General features: G+C 67.8%; 13 protein-coding genes. 8 read left to right on the top strand and 5 right to left on the bottom strand.

Annotated elements, in window-relative coordinates; all coding sequences use genetic code 11:
• Positions 1-32 precede the first annotated feature (32 nt).
• From ACQR03_RS30400 to ACQR03_RS30410, 3 genes are all read left to right on the top strand, one after another.
• The gene (locus tag ACQR03_RS30400; protein WP_434842160.1) at positions 33-530 is read left to right on the top strand and encodes a YchJ family protein; all 498 of its coding nucleotides are present in this window, start codon (positions 33-35) and stop codon (positions 528-530) included.
• Positions 531-1,147: 617 nt separating this feature from the next.
• Positions 1,148-2,656 carry a glycosyltransferase gene (locus ACQR03_RS30405; protein ID WP_434842159.1) on the top strand — a complete coding sequence of 503 codons (1,509 nt, stop codon included), beginning with the start codon at positions 1,148-1,150 and terminating at the stop codon, positions 2,654-2,656.
• A 150-nt stretch (positions 2,657-2,806) separates the two neighbouring features.
• The gene (locus tag ACQR03_RS30410; RefSeq protein ID WP_434842158.1) at positions 2,807-4,426 is read left to right on the top strand and encodes a hypothetical protein; all 1,620 of its coding nucleotides are present in this window, start codon (positions 2,807-2,809) and stop codon (positions 4,424-4,426) included.
• Here ACQR03_RS30410 and ACQR03_RS30415 read toward each other — a convergent pair.
• The 4 genes from ACQR03_RS30415 to ACQR03_RS30430 are packed head-to-tail and all read right to left on the bottom strand — an operon-like array spanning position 4,366 to position 6,930.
• Entirely contained in the window at positions 4,366-4,896 is a 531-nt protein-coding gene (locus ACQR03_RS30415) for a DoxX family protein (RefSeq protein WP_409977912.1), read from the bottom strand. The genes ACQR03_RS30410 and ACQR03_RS30415 overlap by 61 nt on opposite strands.
• Positions 4,896-5,678 carry a DNA-binding domain-containing protein gene (locus ACQR03_RS30420; RefSeq protein WP_316201933.1) on the bottom strand — a complete coding sequence of 261 codons (783 nt, stop codon included), beginning with the start codon at positions 5,676-5,678 and terminating at the stop codon, positions 4,896-4,898. The genes ACQR03_RS30415 and ACQR03_RS30420 overlap by 1 nt, the downstream gene beginning before the upstream one ends.
• Complete coding sequence (gene bufB, locus ACQR03_RS30425) at positions 5,665-6,585, bottom strand: MNIO family bufferin maturase (protein ID WP_316201934.1); 921 nt, start codon at positions 6,583-6,585, stop codon at positions 5,665-5,667. Before bufB ends, ACQR03_RS30420 begins: the two co-directional genes overlap by 14 nt.
• A gap of 39 nt (positions 6,586-6,624) precedes the next feature.
• Positions 6,625-6,930, bottom strand: coding sequence for a BufA1 family periplasmic bufferin-type metallophore (locus tag ACQR03_RS30430; RefSeq protein WP_315715966.1), 306 nt, complete (start codon positions 6,928-6,930; stop codon positions 6,625-6,627).
• Positions 6,931-7,218: 288 nt separating this feature from the next.
• Between ACQR03_RS30430 and ACQR03_RS30435 the strand changes: the two genes are divergently transcribed.
• Complete coding sequence (locus ACQR03_RS30435) at positions 7,219-9,315, top strand: adenylate/guanylate cyclase domain-containing protein (RefSeq protein ID WP_434842157.1); 2,097 nt, start codon at positions 7,219-7,221, stop codon at positions 9,313-9,315.
• A gap of 14 nt (positions 9,316-9,329) precedes the next feature.
• Here the strand turns inward: ACQR03_RS30435 and ACQR03_RS30440 are convergent, their stop codons facing one another.
• Complete coding sequence (locus ACQR03_RS30440) at positions 9,330-10,067, bottom strand: GntR family transcriptional regulator (protein WP_315715968.1); 738 nt, start codon at positions 10,065-10,067, stop codon at positions 9,330-9,332.
• 198 nt (positions 10,068-10,265) lie between these two features.
• On the opposite strand from ACQR03_RS30440, the gene ACQR03_RS30445 reads away from it, so the two are divergent.
• The 4 genes from ACQR03_RS30445 to ACQR03_RS30460 are packed head-to-tail and all read left to right on the top strand — an operon-like array spanning position 10,266 to position 14,033.
• Complete coding sequence (locus ACQR03_RS30445) at positions 10,266-11,300, top strand: extracellular solute-binding protein (RefSeq protein WP_315715969.1); 1,035 nt, start codon at positions 10,266-10,268, stop codon at positions 11,298-11,300.
• Positions 11,297-12,367, top strand: a complete 1,071-nt coding sequence (locus tag ACQR03_RS30450; protein ID WP_315750672.1) for an ABC transporter ATP-binding protein — start codon at positions 11,297-11,299, stop codon at positions 12,365-12,367. Before ACQR03_RS30445 ends, ACQR03_RS30450 begins: the two co-directional genes overlap by 4 nt.
• Before the next feature lie 2 nt (positions 12,368-12,369).
• Entirely contained in the window at positions 12,370-13,236 is an 867-nt protein-coding gene (locus ACQR03_RS30455; protein ID WP_315750674.1) for an ABC transporter permease, read from the top strand.
• Complete coding sequence (locus ACQR03_RS30460) at positions 13,233-14,033, top strand: ABC transporter permease (protein WP_315750677.1); 801 nt, start codon at positions 13,233-13,235, stop codon at positions 14,031-14,033. Before ACQR03_RS30455 ends, ACQR03_RS30460 begins: the two co-directional genes overlap by 4 nt.
• Positions 14,034-14,037 lie beyond the last annotated feature (4 nt).

Below are 14,037 nucleotides of genomic sequence, written 5' to 3' on the forward strand. Positions count from 1 at the left end.
CATCAACCCCGAAACGGTGCTAGCGTAATTTCATGCCATGTCCCTGCGGCTCAGGCCTTCCCTTCGACCGCTGCTGCGGTCCCTATCTCAGTGGCGATGCGATGCCGCCGACCGCCGAGGCTTTGATGCGCTCGCGCTACACAGCCTATACGCGCGGCGACATCGGCTACATCGCAGCGACGCTCGCGGCCGACCAGCGTCGCGCGTTCGATGCCGTCGCGGCAAATTACTGGGCGACGCGCGCGACCTGGCTTTCCCTGCGCATCGTCTCGACGACGCGCGGCGGGGCTGACGACGCTGACGGCGTGGTCAGCTTCGTCGCCACCTATCGCGAGGGCGGCAGGACCATCGAGCACCACGAGGTCTCGCAGTTCCGCCGCGACGACGACGGCGCCTGGCGGTTCGTCTCGGGCGACACGCGGGCCGTGGTCACAGAGCAGAAGCGGACGGCCGGCGCGGCCAAGGTCGGCCGCAACGATCCCTGCCCCTGCGGCAGCGGCAAGAAATCCAAGTTCTGCTGCGGGCGGTGAGCTGTGTGGGCCATTATTCGGAATGAACGAAATTCTGTTGCTATTTTTCAGAAATCATGGTTTGATCCGCGCATCCCGTCCTCATGCAGAGGGGCGTACGCGTCGTCACGATACGTAGAGGCGGGGAGCGGTGGCCGCGGGTCTGTCGGGTGCTGATGCGCTGGACGATGGACAGCTCGCGGACGTTCAAGCCGTGTGGTCCTGGCGCCCCGATGCTGGCGCTAAGTCGGTGTGGCATGACGTGTCGCGCAGGCGACGGGGGCAAACAAGCCGGTCCCCGGGGAGAGCTCGGAGCAGACGTTCAACCCATCGCGCAGGGAGGGCCGGATCTGTCCGGCTGGACCTGTGGTACCTGCCGCCTGCATTTTTTCCGCAGGCGGGCCACGGGCCTCAGTCGAGGTCCGGCCTTCCCTGCGCCCTCGCATTTTGAGGGCGCGAACGACTCGCAAAACTCGGGCGCGAACGCGCCGCGTGAACGATGTCGGCTGCTTCGCTGCGCCCGGTTGCTGGGTGAGCACCGCGACGAATGTGGCGAGCCGAGCGCCTCGTCACTTGCCTTGACTCCGCCCAACCGGGCTGGCCTAGAAGGATGCAACCCCAAACGAGGATGGTATCAAGTGGCGGAGTTGGATGGTCAGGTCCTGCAGGACGAGCATGAGCGGCCACCGGCCGCGGCAAGCGAGGCGCCTGCGCCCGGACCGCTGTCGCCGCGCAAGGCGGCCATCCTCGCGCATGCCAATCGCTTTGCTGCCGAACGCGCGGGCTGGCGCGACAAGGCATCGTTCTTCCATGGCGAGGACGCGTGCTATCTGCGTTTCCTGATTCCGCCGGGCAGCCGGGTGCTGGAGATCGGCTGCGGCCTCGGCGACACCCTGGCCGCGCTCGAGCCGTCCTACGGCGTCGGCATCGACTTCAGCGACGCGCAGATCGCGATCGCCCGCACCCGGCATCCGCACCTGACCTTCGTCGTCGGCGATGCCGAGGACCCGGCAACACTCGCCGCCGTGTCAGGCCCGTTCGACGTCATCCTGGTGCTCGACACCATCGGCTCGCTCGACGACTGCCAGCAGTTCATCGAACAGCTGCATCCGCTGTGCACGCGCGAGACGCGACTCGTCATCGGCTACTTCTCGCACCTCTGGTATCCGCTGCTGAAGGCTGCGGAAGCACTGGGCCTGCGGATGCCGCAGCCGGAGCAGAACGTGCTGTCGCCAGCCGACCTGCGCAGCCTGGCGCACCTGGCCGATTTCGACCCCGTCAAATCAGAGCAGCGCGTGCTCTCGCCGCTGCGGCTCTACGGCTTCGGCCGTTTCGCCAACCGCTTCCTCAGCGTGCTGCCGGGCCTGCGCGCGCTGGCGCTGCGGCACTATCTGGTGTCGCGTTCGCTGCGCTGCGTGAGCGACGACGTCCGCTCGGCCACCGTCGTCATCCCCGCGCGCAACGAGCGCGGCAACATCGAGCCGGCGGTCCGGCGCATCGCGGCGTTCTGCAACGATGTCGAGATCATCTTCGTCGAGGGCCACAGCCAGGACGGTACCTATGAGGAGATGGAGCGGGTGCGCGCGGCATTCCCCGATCACGACATCAAGCTGATGCGCCAGCCCGGCAAGGGCAAGGCCGACGCGGTGTTCGCCGCGTTCGACGCCGCGCGCGGCGACGTGCTGATGATCCTCGATGCCGACCTCACCATGCCGCCGGAGCAACTGCCGAAATTCTTCGAGGCGCTGCGTTCCGGCAAGGGCGAGTTCATCAACGGCTCGCGCCTGGTCTATCCGATGGACGAGGGCGCGATGCGGTTCCTCAACCTCATCGCCAACAAGACCTTCTCCTATCTGTTCTCGTGGCTCCTGAACCAGCGCTACACGGATACGCTCTGCGGCACCAAGGTGCTCCGCCGCAGCGACTATGTCAGGCTCAAGGCCGGCAAGGCCTATTTCGGCGATTTCGATCCGTTCGGCGATTTCGACCTGATCTTCGGCGCCTCCAAGCTGAACCTGAAATCGATCGACCTGCCGATCCGCTACGCCGCGCGCAGCTATGGCGAAACCCAGATCTCCCGCTTCCGCCACGGCTGGATGCTGCTGAAGATGGTCGTGTTCGCGTTCTTCAAGATCAAGGCGATCTGAGATGGCCGCTGTCTACGCCGTCGAGCCTGAACAAGCGGTGCGTGGATCGGTTGCCCATCTTCCCACATCGTCATGGCCGGGCCTGACCCGGCCATCGACGTCTTCTTTCGTCGATGAGGGCCGACATGGATGCGTGGGACAAGCCCGCGCATGACGGAGAAAGCGGTACCGAAAGCATCGGCTCCCTTTCCCGACGCCCTCGACCGCCTGACGCGCTTCGGCTGGCGCGGCGGGGTCGCGGTCGCGCTGCTGCTGTCGCTCGTGTCGTTCCTGACCGCCGGCTATTTCACCGTCTATTGGCGCAATGCCGACATGGACTTCATGGTGATCTACAATGCGCTCGCCATCAACGATGGCGGCGCACAGGCCTTCTTCGATCACCCGGCCTATCTCACCATCCTCTCGGTCGAGACCTGGTTCGCGCTGCTGCATCGGCTCGGCCTGCTCGACGCCTGGACATTGTCGGCGATCCCCGCCGATCGCGCCGCCTTCGATGTCGCGATGACCGGCGCCGTCCATGCCGGACGCGTCGCCGCGCTGCTGACGGCCGCCGGCATCATCCTCGCCTTTGCTTGGGCCGCGCGCCGGCTGGTGTCGGATTGGCGCATCGCCATGCTCGCCGTCACCGCCTTCGCCTTCTCCGGCGGCGTGCAGATGCATCTGCGCATCCTGCGCAGCGAGATGATCGCGGCGTCGTTCTGCATCCTCGCGCTGATGATCCTGATCGCGGTCGCGCGCCGCGCCAGCCTGACGCGGCCGCTCGCCGTCGGACTCGCCGCGCTGCTCTGCATGCTCGGCCTGGAGAACAAGGTGCATGCGATCCTGCTGATCGCCGCCATTCCCGTGCTGGTGTTGCCGTTCGGGACGGCGACGAGCGCAAGCGTGGCGTTCTGGCAAAGCTCGCGCGCGTGGGCGGCCGTCATGGTCGCAGCCGTGGCGGCGATCGTCGCCGCGATCGCCGCCTGGCCGCTGGTCGCCGCCGGCTTCGACCCCGTCAATGCGACGGCTGCCGGCCTCAAGCCGATGCTGCTCGGCCGCTTCGGCCTCTACCAGTTCGCGCTGCTCGGCGTGGTCGCGGTCTGCATGGCCGCCTTCGCATGGTTATGGCGCGTGAGCGCGGCCGAGACCGTCGCGGCGCTGCTGGCGGTGGTGGCCGGCGCAAGCCTCGGCCTGCTGGCACTGAAGTTGAGCTACGACATCAACGATGTCGTGGTCGTGCTCAATCCGCTCGAGAAGATGATCACCTATGTCGACGCGCCCGAGGCCGCCGGCAGCCTGGGCGGTGCGATCGGCCTGTTGCTGTCCGGCGTCCTCGGGGTCATCCGGCGCTACACCTTCGTGCTGCAATCGTCGGCCCGCCCCGCCGTGTTCCTGACCTGGCTGATCATCCCCGGCATTGTCATGGCCTGGCGCCGCGGTGAGCGGCAGGCGGCCATCCAAGCCGTCCTCCTGATGCTGGCGGCCATCGGTATCGACACGCTCGGCGTCCGCCGCGGGCTGAAGGTCGAGTACTTCGTCTTCACCGATCCCCTGATCATCATCGCCGGCATGGTCCTGCTCGATCGTCTGTCGGACCTGCGCTTTTCCCGCTTCGCCTATCCGATCGGCGCGGTGCTGCTCGCGCTCCATGTCGGCATCAGCCAGGCCGAGCCGGTCAAGATGGCGCTCAAGCGCAAGGGGCCCGAGGAGGTCTGCGAGTGGCGCGGCTACTACATGCCACGGCTCGTGCTGCCCTGGTGCGCGCCGCCGAACAGCCCGCCGAGGATGTGATCGAGCGAGATCTTTCCACCGCCATGGGCAATGAGGCCCAGCGCCATCGCGGCCCAGGTCAGATGGATCGGCCAGCCGTCGGGCACCGTGAGCTCGACGATGCATGTCATGAACAGCAGGCCGAGTGCCGCGAAGCGGGTACCGAGGCCGAGAATGAGCAGGACGGGGAAGGTGACCTCGCCGCAGCCCGACAGGAACGCCATCACCGTCGGCATGGGAAAGTGGTATGGCCCGCCAGGCAGATGCAGCATGAACTCGTCGCTGAACAGCGTCACGGCGGTGTCGCTCAGCCTGAGAAAGCCGTCCCATTTGAGAATGCCCGAGCGCCAGAACGGCACAGCCAGCGCAATGCGAGTGACGAGCTGGACCAGGGTGAGCGGGGTCGCGCTCTGCAGCAGCCGAACGGTCTGGCCGACGAGGGAAGGCAGCGACAGTGTCGCGGTCGGCGCCATGGAGTGGTCCGTCGTCATCATGCGTCCTCGAAACTGATGTCCGTGAAGGCGCCGGCCTCGATCAGGCCGGCAATGTTGGTGGCGAGATCGAACTCCGGCGCTGCCTCGAACGCGGCTTCCGCGGCCACGCCGAGCGGCTGCCGCGTGATCAGCAGGCTTGCGAAGATCGCGCCGCCCCGCGGCAGGTGGCGCACGGCGACGTCGAACGCGGGCCGCGTGATCAGCGCGTCCTCCGGGACCGAGCCGTCGATGCGCGGCACCGGCGCATCGCCGCGATTGGCCGAGAAGATCGTCACCGCCGCGAAATCCGAGCGCACGATGCGGGTGGCGGGATGAACGGCGAAGCGCAGCTCGGGCAACCGCTCGGGCGGCACCGTCGCCAGCGTGGCGCCGTCGAGCGGCGCGGCGTCTGCCGCGTGATAGGCGTCGAGCCAGGCCCGCTCGATCTGTGCGACGTCCGTCAGGAACGGCATCGTCCGAGCGTGCTCGTAAGCTGCGATGAAAGCGGGGAAGTCGCGTCCATAGTCGACGAGCAGCGGCGACGTCGGCGGCGTTTCGCGTACATGCGCCCGCGCCACCGCGCGGAAGAAGTCGGGCCCGGTGATGCGCTGCACCGCCGGATAGATCGCGACGAGCGACTCGATCAGGCTGACCGTGACGTTGTTGCGGTAGACGTTGAACCGGCGCCCGGCCGCCTTGGCCAGCGGACCCCTGACGGCGACAGGCGTCGCGCGATCCGGCGTCAGCAGCGCCGCGGCGAACTGAGCGGCATAGTCGGACATATGCTCAGGCTGCGGCATCGCGCACCTCTTGCGAGCAGTCGGGTGCGTGGTCATCGAGAATCGCCTGCGCGGCCGCGGCCTCTGCCTTCAGCACCGGCCAATCCGGAATGTTGCTGTCCCATTCGATCAGCGTCGGCATCGGACCGTTGCGCGCGACCACGCTGGCGAACAGGGCCCACACATCATAGGCGACGGGGCCGTCATGGCTGTCGATCAGCAGCGGCTCGCCTTCATCGTCGGCCTGCACGGCGTGACCGGCGAGATGGATCTCGCCGACAGCGGCGAGCGGAACGTCGGCCAGATAGTCCTGTGGCGAGAAGCCATGATTGATCGCGGAGACGAACACGTTGTTGAGGTCGAGCAGGAGCCCGCAGCCGGTGCGGCGGACGATGGCGCGGATGAAGTCGGTCTCGCTCATCGTCGAGTCGTGAAAGGCGACGTAGGTCGACGGATTTTCCAGCAGGATCGGCCGGCGGATCGCGGTCTGCACCTCATCGATATGGTCGCAGACCCGTGCCAGCGTGGCGGCCGTGTAGGGCAATGGCAGCAGGTCGTTGAAGAACGTCGTATCGTGCGTCGACCATGCAAGATGCTCGGAGACGAGGCTCGGCTGATAGCGGGCGACGAGCTTGCGGAAGCGCGCGAGGTGGTCGCGATCGAGCGGCTGCGGGCCGCCGATCGACATGCAGACGCCGTGGATCGACAGCGGATGATCCCTGCGGATCGCCTCGAGCTGATGGTGTGGCGGACCGCCGGCGCCCATGTAGTTCTCGGCATGGACCTCGAAGAAGCCGGGCCGCGGCGCCTCGGCCAGGATGGCGGCCAGGTGCGACGGCTTGAAGCTGGTCCCGGCGACGCCGCCGAGAGGTGGCGGAAAGCGAAGCGGCATGGTGGGGCCCGGTGCAGGGGGGGCATCGGTGCGCATGCTGCGTCTCCGCTTTCCGCTTGGGGTGAACGAGAGCGATCAGATCGGCTTGAGCGAGCCCTTGCGGCCGCCGGGGACGTCGATGCTGGTGCAGGTGCCGCCCTGGACGAATTTCCACGCGTTGCCCTGGAAGTCGATCGTTGAGGTACCCTGGCAGGTCGTGCCGGGACCGGCGGCGCAATCGTTCTGGCCCTTCAGGGCAACGCCGAAGCATTTCTCCTTCTTGGCGGCCATTGCGGCTTCCGCTTCGGCCTTGGTCAGTGGCCCAGCCATTGCGAGGCTTGCGAGCGCGGTGCTGACGGCGCCGGCGAGCGCCAGCGTGGTGACGGTTCTCTTGGCGGACATGACGATTCCTCTCGTGTTCTGCGTCGCTCGCTTGGCGACGCGCATCTCTCCTTCGCCCGCCGCCACGACAATGTTACGCGGCGACTCCGCTCACGACCCTGTGAGCGGTATTGCGTGCTTGGGAGCTGCCCTAGTCGAGCGCAAGCCGACTCGAAGTGCCAATGCTTTGCAGGCATCATCGACTTAGCCGGCCGGCATTGGCGGCTCACGCCATCGGAGCGCAGTCTGGCGGCTCCCGGTCGCGCGCCGCCCCGCGCGCCGCTCGGTCCGATCGGAGATCCACCTGCGATGATGGCGAGCGCAAAGAGCCGAGTGCCGCGCCGAGGCGCCGCCGACGAGCGGCTGACCGTCAGCATCCGCTTCGCCGTGTCGGCCCTGGTGCTGACCGCGATCCTGCTGACGGCCCTTGCCTCGAGTCTGTTGTGGTGGCGCACCTCGGAGGCGATCAGCCGTCAGCTCGCGAGCACCATCAACGCGCAGATCGCGGGCGCCGTGCGCAAGGAGGTGAGCGCGATCGTCAGCGAGGCGCGCGCCGCGCACACCGCCATCCGCACGCTGTTCCTGCAGAACGTGCTCGACACCCGCGAGGCGGACAAGCGCGAATTCGTGTTCCTGTCGCAGCTGCAGTCGCAGGCGACGATCTCATCGGCGGCGTTCGGCTGGCCGGACGGCTCGTTCTTCGCCGCCCACAAGCTCGGCGACCGGCGCCTGGAGATGATGGAGATCTCCCTGACCGATCATCCCGGCCAGCGCCGTGTCGATGAATACGACGTCGTGCCCGGCGACATCGAGTTCGCGACACGCCGCTTCGAGCCGACCCGTTTCAAGGTCGCCGACCAGCCCTGGTTCAAGGAGAGCCTCGCAGCGGACGAACCGCGCTGGTTCAGCGTCGATCATCATCCGAGCGGAGATCGCCCGGCGATCGCGCTGGCCGGCCCGATCGATGTCTATCAGGAGCGGCAGGGCGTGCTCGCCATCATCATCGAGCACGCGCGCATCTCGCGCTTTCTCGCCCAGCTTCAGGTCGGCCGCACCGGCACCGCCTTCATCCTGGCGCTTGATGGCGGCGTGGTCGCGGCGCCCGACGAGACCGCCGACGAGGTCAATGCCGGGCAGGGCCGCCAGCCGCTGCTGCCGATCGCGCAGCAGGCGATGCGGTCCTCGCGCGAAGGCGACGAGGCCTGGCGCGGGCGCGTGCTATCGGGCGACGGCGCCTTCGAGGTCGCGCGCACGGCGCTGCCGTTTCCCGGCTGGTCGCTGGTCACGGTGATTCCGGAAGCGGAGTTTCTCGGTCCGGTCGACGCGGCGCTGCGGCGCGTGATCATCGGTCTCGGCATCGGCGCCGTGCTCGCGGCGCTGGCCTCCGCCGCGCTGGCGCGTGCCGTCATCGCCGCCCCGCTCGGGCGTGTGGTGGCCGAACTGCGTCACGTCGAGGCCTTCGCGCTCGAGCAGGTGCGACGTCATCCCTCGCGGCTTCGCGAGATCGCGAGCCTGTCCGGCGCCATTCATGACATGGCCGGCGGGCTGTCGTCATTCGGCAAGTTCATTCCCGCTGATCTCGTCCGGCAATTGCTGCGGCAGGGCGTCGACGCCAGGCCGGGCGGCCATGTCCAGGAGCTCAGCGTGATGTTCATCGACATCGCCGGCTTCACCGGGTTGTCGGAGCGCATGGGCGACCGTGTCGTGCCGCTGCTGTCGCGCTATCTCGACCTGATCTCGACCGTCATCGTCGACCACGGCGGCACCATCGACAAGTTCATCGGCGATGCGGTGATGGCGTTCTGGGGCGCGCCGGCCGCGCAGCCGGATCATGCGGTTCTGTGCTGCCGCGCCGCGCTGGCGTGCCGAGACGCGGTGGAGGCCAGCGGCCTGTGCGACGATGACGGCCGGCCGCTCGCCATCCGCATCGGCATCAACTCCGGCCCCATGCTGGTCGGCAACATCGGCTCCGAGGTGCGTCTCAACTATACGGTGATCGGCGATGCCGTGAACGTCGCGAGCCGGCTGGAGGGCGCCAACAAGAGCTACGGCACCGATATCCTGATCGGCGAGGGCACCGCGCGGCTGGCGGGCGATGCGTTTCTCACCCGCGAGATCGACCGCATCGCCGTCTATGGCCGCGAAGAGGGCCTGCGCGTCCACGAACTGGTCGGGTTTGCGGAGAATGTCGCCGCGCAGGACGTGCGCTGGATCGCACACTACGCGTGCGGACTTCAGGACTATCGCGCGCAGCACTTCGAGGCAGCCATCGCGGCGTTTGAAGCAGTCCTCGCGCTCAAGCCCGGCGATCGCGCCGCCGAGGTCATGATCACGCGCTGCAGGCCCCTGGCAGGCACGCGGGCGGATCATCATTGGCATCCGGTGACGGCGCTGACGACGAAGTAACGTGGCCGGTCCGACTAAGCCGACCGCAGCTTGCCGCGCAGCGGCCGCCGTCCGGCGAACACGGCGGCGAGATCCTGAGACGGCGTCGCCGCATCGTCGTCGAGCCGCAGCCGGCCCTCGACATGCAGGAAGTGCTCTCGCGACACCGCGATCGCGCGCAGCAGGTCGCGGTCGCGCAGCGCGTCGACGATCGCGCCGTGCTCGTCGACCGCGCAGATCGACTGCGCCGCCGGCTCGTATACCGACACCATCACCGAGGAGCGGCTGAGCAGATCGGCGAGCATGCGCGACAGCTCGGGATTGCCGATGGAGTCGACGAGATGGACGTGGAAGGCGCCAGACAGCCGCACCGACGTCGCGCGATCGCCGCGCTGCGCGGCGGCGCGCTCCTCGGCCAGATGCGCATCGAGCCGCGCGAGCAGGAGATCATCGACCCGCAGCACCAGCTGGCTGAGCACGCCGGCCTCGAGTACGCGATGTGCCTCATAAACCCGTCTGATATCATCGAGCGTCGGCCGCGGCACCCGCGCGCCACGGTTCGGGATCATCTCCAGCCGCCGCTCGGCGCCGAGCCGGTGAAGAACTTTTCGGATGCGCTCGCGCGAGACACCGAAGAGCGCGGCGAGCGGCGTCTCGGCGAGCTTGGTGCCGGCCTTGAGCTTGCCCTCCAGCAGCGCGCGCAGGATGGCCTGGTACACCGCCTCGTCCTCGGCGGGATTGGCCTTCCCGATTCGCTGCGCTCGCATCGCCATGAGGTTTTAGCTAGGCCCAAAGGCGCGGCACGTCACCTCCAAAAAATGTGCACATTCTGTCCGCGGCCGGGCGCGCTGCGGATCGAGACATAGCCCGGAACGCTGATCTCATTGATGAATCAAGAATGTGCACATTTGGCACGGCGCTTGCTGATCGCGGGTGACACACCACGCGACAGCTCACACGGGATCCTCGTCATGCACCCCTTCTCCCGACGCAGCCTTCTGAAGACCAGTGCGGCCTTCGCCGCCACGCTCGCCGCGCCAGCCCTGGTGCGCGCCGCCCCGAAAGAGATCGTGATCGGCGGCCCGGCCGGCGCCGCCAAATATTTCAACTCCGACCTGTTTCCGGTGCTGGAGAAGAAGCTCGACTGCAAGGTGCTCTATGAGGGCACCAACTCGCTGACCAATCTGCAGAAGATGCAGGCCGACAAGGCGAGCCCGAAGATCTCGGTGGTGATCATGGACGACCCGGTGATGCTGCCGGCCGCGGCCGAAGGGCTGATCACCAAGATGTCGGCGTCGGCGATTCCCAATCTCGGCAAGCTGGTCGACGACGCCGTGCACCAGGACGGCATGTGGGCCAATTACCAGAAGCCGTGGGTGGGCATCGCCTATTCCACCAGGCGCATGAAGACGCCGCCCGTCAGTTGGGCCGAGCTGTGGGACGCGAAATACGACTCTAAGATCGTCGTGCCGTCGCTGTCCAACACCGAAGGGTTCTGGACGCTGCTCGCCGCCGCGCATCTCGAGACCGGCAAGCCCTACAAGGAGGCGCAGTACGAAATCGACGCCGGCTTCAAGAAGATCAAGAGCCTGAAGGCCAATCTGCTGAACGTCTATACCAACGCACCGCAGGCCATCAATCTGCTGGAGCAGGGCGAGGCCTGGATGATCGGCGGCCAGTTCTCGGCCTACACGCTGATCCGGAAAGCGGACGGCTCGCCGGTCGATCTCGCAATCCCGAGGGATGGCGGCTTCTCGATGCCGTCGGGCATCGCCAAGGTGAGCGGCGCGCCGGCCGGCGACCTCGCCGACGCCGCGATCGACTTCTATCTCAGCCCGGAGGCGCAGAGCATCCTCGCCAAGACGGCGTTCATCGCGCCGACCAATCAGGCCACGCCGCTGCCGGCCGGTTATCCCGATCCCGCGACATTGTTCGCGCCCGACTGGGCCTTCATCGCGAAGAACCGCGCCGGCTGGGTCGATCGCTGGAGCAAGGAGATGACATGAGCGCCGCTCCGCATCTCGTCATCAGCGGGGTCTCGAAGCGGTTTGGCGCGGCGACCGTGCTCGATCGCGTCGATCTCACGATCCGCCGCGGCGAGCTGGTGACCCTGCTCGGCCCATCCGGCTGCGGCAAGACCACCTTGCTGCGTGCGATCGCCGGCCTCGCGCCGCCCGACACCGGGACGATCGCGCTCGCCGGGCGCGACGTCACCCATGTGCCGCCGCACCGGCGCAATGTCGGCGTCGTGTTCCAGAGCTATGCGCTGTTTCCGCATCTCACCGTCGCCGGCAACGTCGCCTTCGGACTGAAGGTGCGCGGCACGCCCAAGGCCGAGACCGACCGCGCGGTCGAGCGCGCGCTCGCGCTGGTCAAGCTCAGCCATCTCGGCGGCCGCCGCATCTCGGCGCTGTCGGGCGGCCAGCAGCAGCGCGTCGCGCTGGCGCGGGCGATCGCGGTCGAGCCGGACGTGCTGCTGTTCGACGAGGCGCTGTCGGCCCTCGATCGCAAGCTGCGCGAGGAGATGCAGGTCGAGCTGCGCCGCCTGCTGCAGGAGGTCAAGGCGACCGCGATCTTCGTCACTCATGACCAGGACGAGGCGCTGACGATGTCGGACCGGGTCGCGGTCATGAACAAGGGCCGCATCGAGCAGCTCGCCGCGCCGCGCGAGCTGTATGCCCGGCCGGCCAGCCTGTTCGCGCTCAACTTCGTCGGGCTGTCGACGCGCATCGCCGGCCAGGTGGTCGGCGCGCAGGACGGCACCGTGGAGGTGGTGACGCCGGTCGGCCGCCTGTCGGCGCGCGGCGCGTTCCAGCCGGGCGCCTCGGTGATCGTGGCGACGCGGCCGGAGCAGTTGCGGCTGGGCGCTGGTGACGGTGCCAACTCCGCGGCCGGCCGAGTTCGGTCGGTCGTGTTCCAGGGCTCGCGGACCCTGGTGGACGTCGATGCCGGCGCTGGCGCGAGCCTGCTCGCCGAGCTCTCGGGCCGCGAGGCCGAGCTGCCGCGCGTGCATGACGAGGTCCGCTTCGCCTGGCCCGTCGCCGAAACCTTCGCCTTCGCCGCCGAGACCTGACCATGACCGACGCCGTGCTATCAGCACCGATCGTCAAGCCCGCGCCGGATCGCGAAAGGCTCGCCGCCTTCGGCTTCGTCGCGCCATCGCTGCTGATCATCGCGCTGGTGTTCGTGCTGCCGCTGGCCCTGCTCCTCGGCGTCAGCGTGCTCGACCCCAAGGGCGGCGTCACCTCGGCGCATTACGTCCGGTTGCTCGGCACGCCCTATTATCTCGGAATCATCTGGAACTCGCTGCGGCTCGGCCTGCTGACGACCCTGATCGCCTTCCTCATCTCCTATCCCGCGGCGTTCGCGCTGGCGCGTGCGCGCGGACCACTGCGCTCGATCCTGCTGGCGACCTTGTTCCTGCCGCTCGCCGCCTCCGTCATCGTCAAGGCTTTCGCCTGGACCATCCTGCTGCGCAGCGACGGCCTCATCAACACGGTGCTGATCGCGCTGGGGATCATCGAGGATCCGATTCGCATGATCTTCACCCAGACCGCGCTGATCGTAGGCGCCGTGAACATCTTCCTGCCGTTCATGGTGCTGCCGATCTACGCGGTCGTGGCGCAGCTCGACGGCCGCTATGCGGAAGCCGCGGCGACGCTCGGCGCCTCGCCGTTCGTCGTGTTCTTCCGTGTCATCCTGCCGCTGACCCTGCCCGGCATCATCGCCGGCGTGGCGCTGGTGTTCTCGCTGTCGGTGTCGGCCTATGTGGTGCCGACGCTGCTCATCGGCGAGAAATATCCGACGCTCGCCACCACCATCGCCAAGGCCTATCTGTTGGCGCGCGAGCCCGGCTTCGGCGCCGCCGCGGGCGTGGTGCTGCTGGCGATCGCCGTCATCGTCGTCGCGCTCAGCGCGACGCTGTCGCGGGAGCCCAAATGATGTCGCGGCTTGCCATCATCGTCTGCTGGGTGCTCGCGATCGGGCTCGCATTGTTCCTGCTGCTGCCGCTGGTCGTGATCGCCGCGGCCAGCTTCTCGCCGACGCCGGTGTTCGACCTGCCGCTGTCGGGCGCATCGCTGCGCTGGTATGGCCGCATCGGCCGGCTCGACGGCTTCTGGCCGTCGCTGTCGCTGTCGCTGCAGATCGCCGTGCTGTCGACCGCGCTGTCGCTGGTCGCCGGCACGCTCGCCGCCATCGCCATCGCGCGCGGCAGGCTGCCCGGCGCCACCGCGCTGGGCACGCTGCTGGTGTCGCCCCTGATGATGCCCGGCCTCGTGCTCGGCATCGCGCTGCTGCAATATTTCCGCATGGTCGGCTTCACCGCGACCTGGAGCGCGCTGCTGGTGGCGCATCTCGTGGTCACGCTGCCTTACGTCGCGCGCACCATGATCGCCGGGCTCTCCCGCTTCGACTTCACCTTGATCGAGGCGGCGCGCACGCTCGGCTGCACCTATGCCGGCAGCGTGATCAGGGTGATGGTGCCGGCGCTGGCGCCGTCCTTCCTGATCGCAGGTCTGTTCAGCCTGCTGGCCTCGTTCGACAATTATCCGGTCTCGATCTTCCTCACCGACGTCCGCTCCAAGACGCTGCCGATCCGCATGCTGCAATATATCGAGGAGGCGCCCGATCCGACGTTGGCCGCGCTCTCCACCCTCATTCTTGCCGGCACCCTGGTGCTGCTGCTGATCAGCGATCGCCTGGTCGGCCTGCACCGCATGGCCGGAACCGCGGATTGACACG

This window comes from Bradyrhizobium sp. HKCCYLS3070 (genome assembly GCF_051167575.1).
In the GTDB taxonomy this organism is placed as follows: domain Bacteria; phylum Pseudomonadota; class Alphaproteobacteria; order Rhizobiales; family Xanthobacteraceae; genus Bradyrhizobium.

What these genes read in the sequence shown, in the direction of transcription:
- ACQR03_RS30435 (WP_434842157.1), top strand. Translation starts at nt 7,219, where the DNA reads ATGATGGCGAGCGCAAAGAGCCGAGTGCCGCGCCGAGGCGCCGCCGAC.
- ACQR03_RS30445 (WP_315715969.1), top strand. Translation starts at nt 10,266, where the DNA reads ATGCACCCCTTCTCCCGACGCAGCCTTCTGAAGACCAGTGCGGCCTTC.
- ACQR03_RS30410 (WP_434842158.1), top strand. Translation starts at nt 2,807, where the DNA reads ATGACGGAGAAAGCGGTACCGAAAGCATCGGCTCCCTTTCCCGACGCC.
- ACQR03_RS30400 (WP_434842160.1), top strand. Translation starts at nt 33, where the DNA reads ATGCCATGTCCCTGCGGCTCAGGCCTTCCCTTCGACCGCTGCTGCGGT.
- ACQR03_RS30420 (WP_316201933.1), bottom strand. Translation starts at nt 5,678, where the DNA reads ATGCCGCAGCCTGAGCATATGTCCGACTATGCCGCTCAGTTCGCCGCG.
- ACQR03_RS30440 (WP_315715968.1), bottom strand. Translation starts at nt 10,067, where the DNA reads ATGGCGATGCGAGCGCAGCGAATCGGGAAGGCCAATCCCGCCGAGGAC.
- ACQR03_RS30455 (WP_315750674.1), top strand. Translation starts at nt 12,370, where the DNA reads ATGACCGACGCCGTGCTATCAGCACCGATCGTCAAGCCCGCGCCGGAT.
- ACQR03_RS30450 (WP_315750672.1), top strand. Translation starts at nt 11,297, where the DNA reads ATGAGCGCCGCTCCGCATCTCGTCATCAGCGGGGTCTCGAAGCGGTTT.
- ACQR03_RS30430 (WP_315715966.1), bottom strand. Translation starts at nt 6,930, where the DNA reads ATGTCCGCCAAGAGAACCGTCACCACGCTGGCGCTCGCCGGCGCCGTC.
- bufB (WP_316201934.1), bottom strand. Translation starts at nt 6,585, where the DNA reads ATGCGCACCGATGCCCCCCCTGCACCGGGCCCCACCATGCCGCTTCGC.
- ACQR03_RS30460 (WP_315750677.1), top strand. Translation starts at nt 13,233, where the DNA reads ATGATGTCGCGGCTTGCCATCATCGTCTGCTGGGTGCTCGCGATCGGG.
- ACQR03_RS30415 (WP_409977912.1), bottom strand. Translation starts at nt 4,896, where the DNA reads ATGACGACGGACCACTCCATGGCGCCGACCGCGACACTGTCGCTGCCT.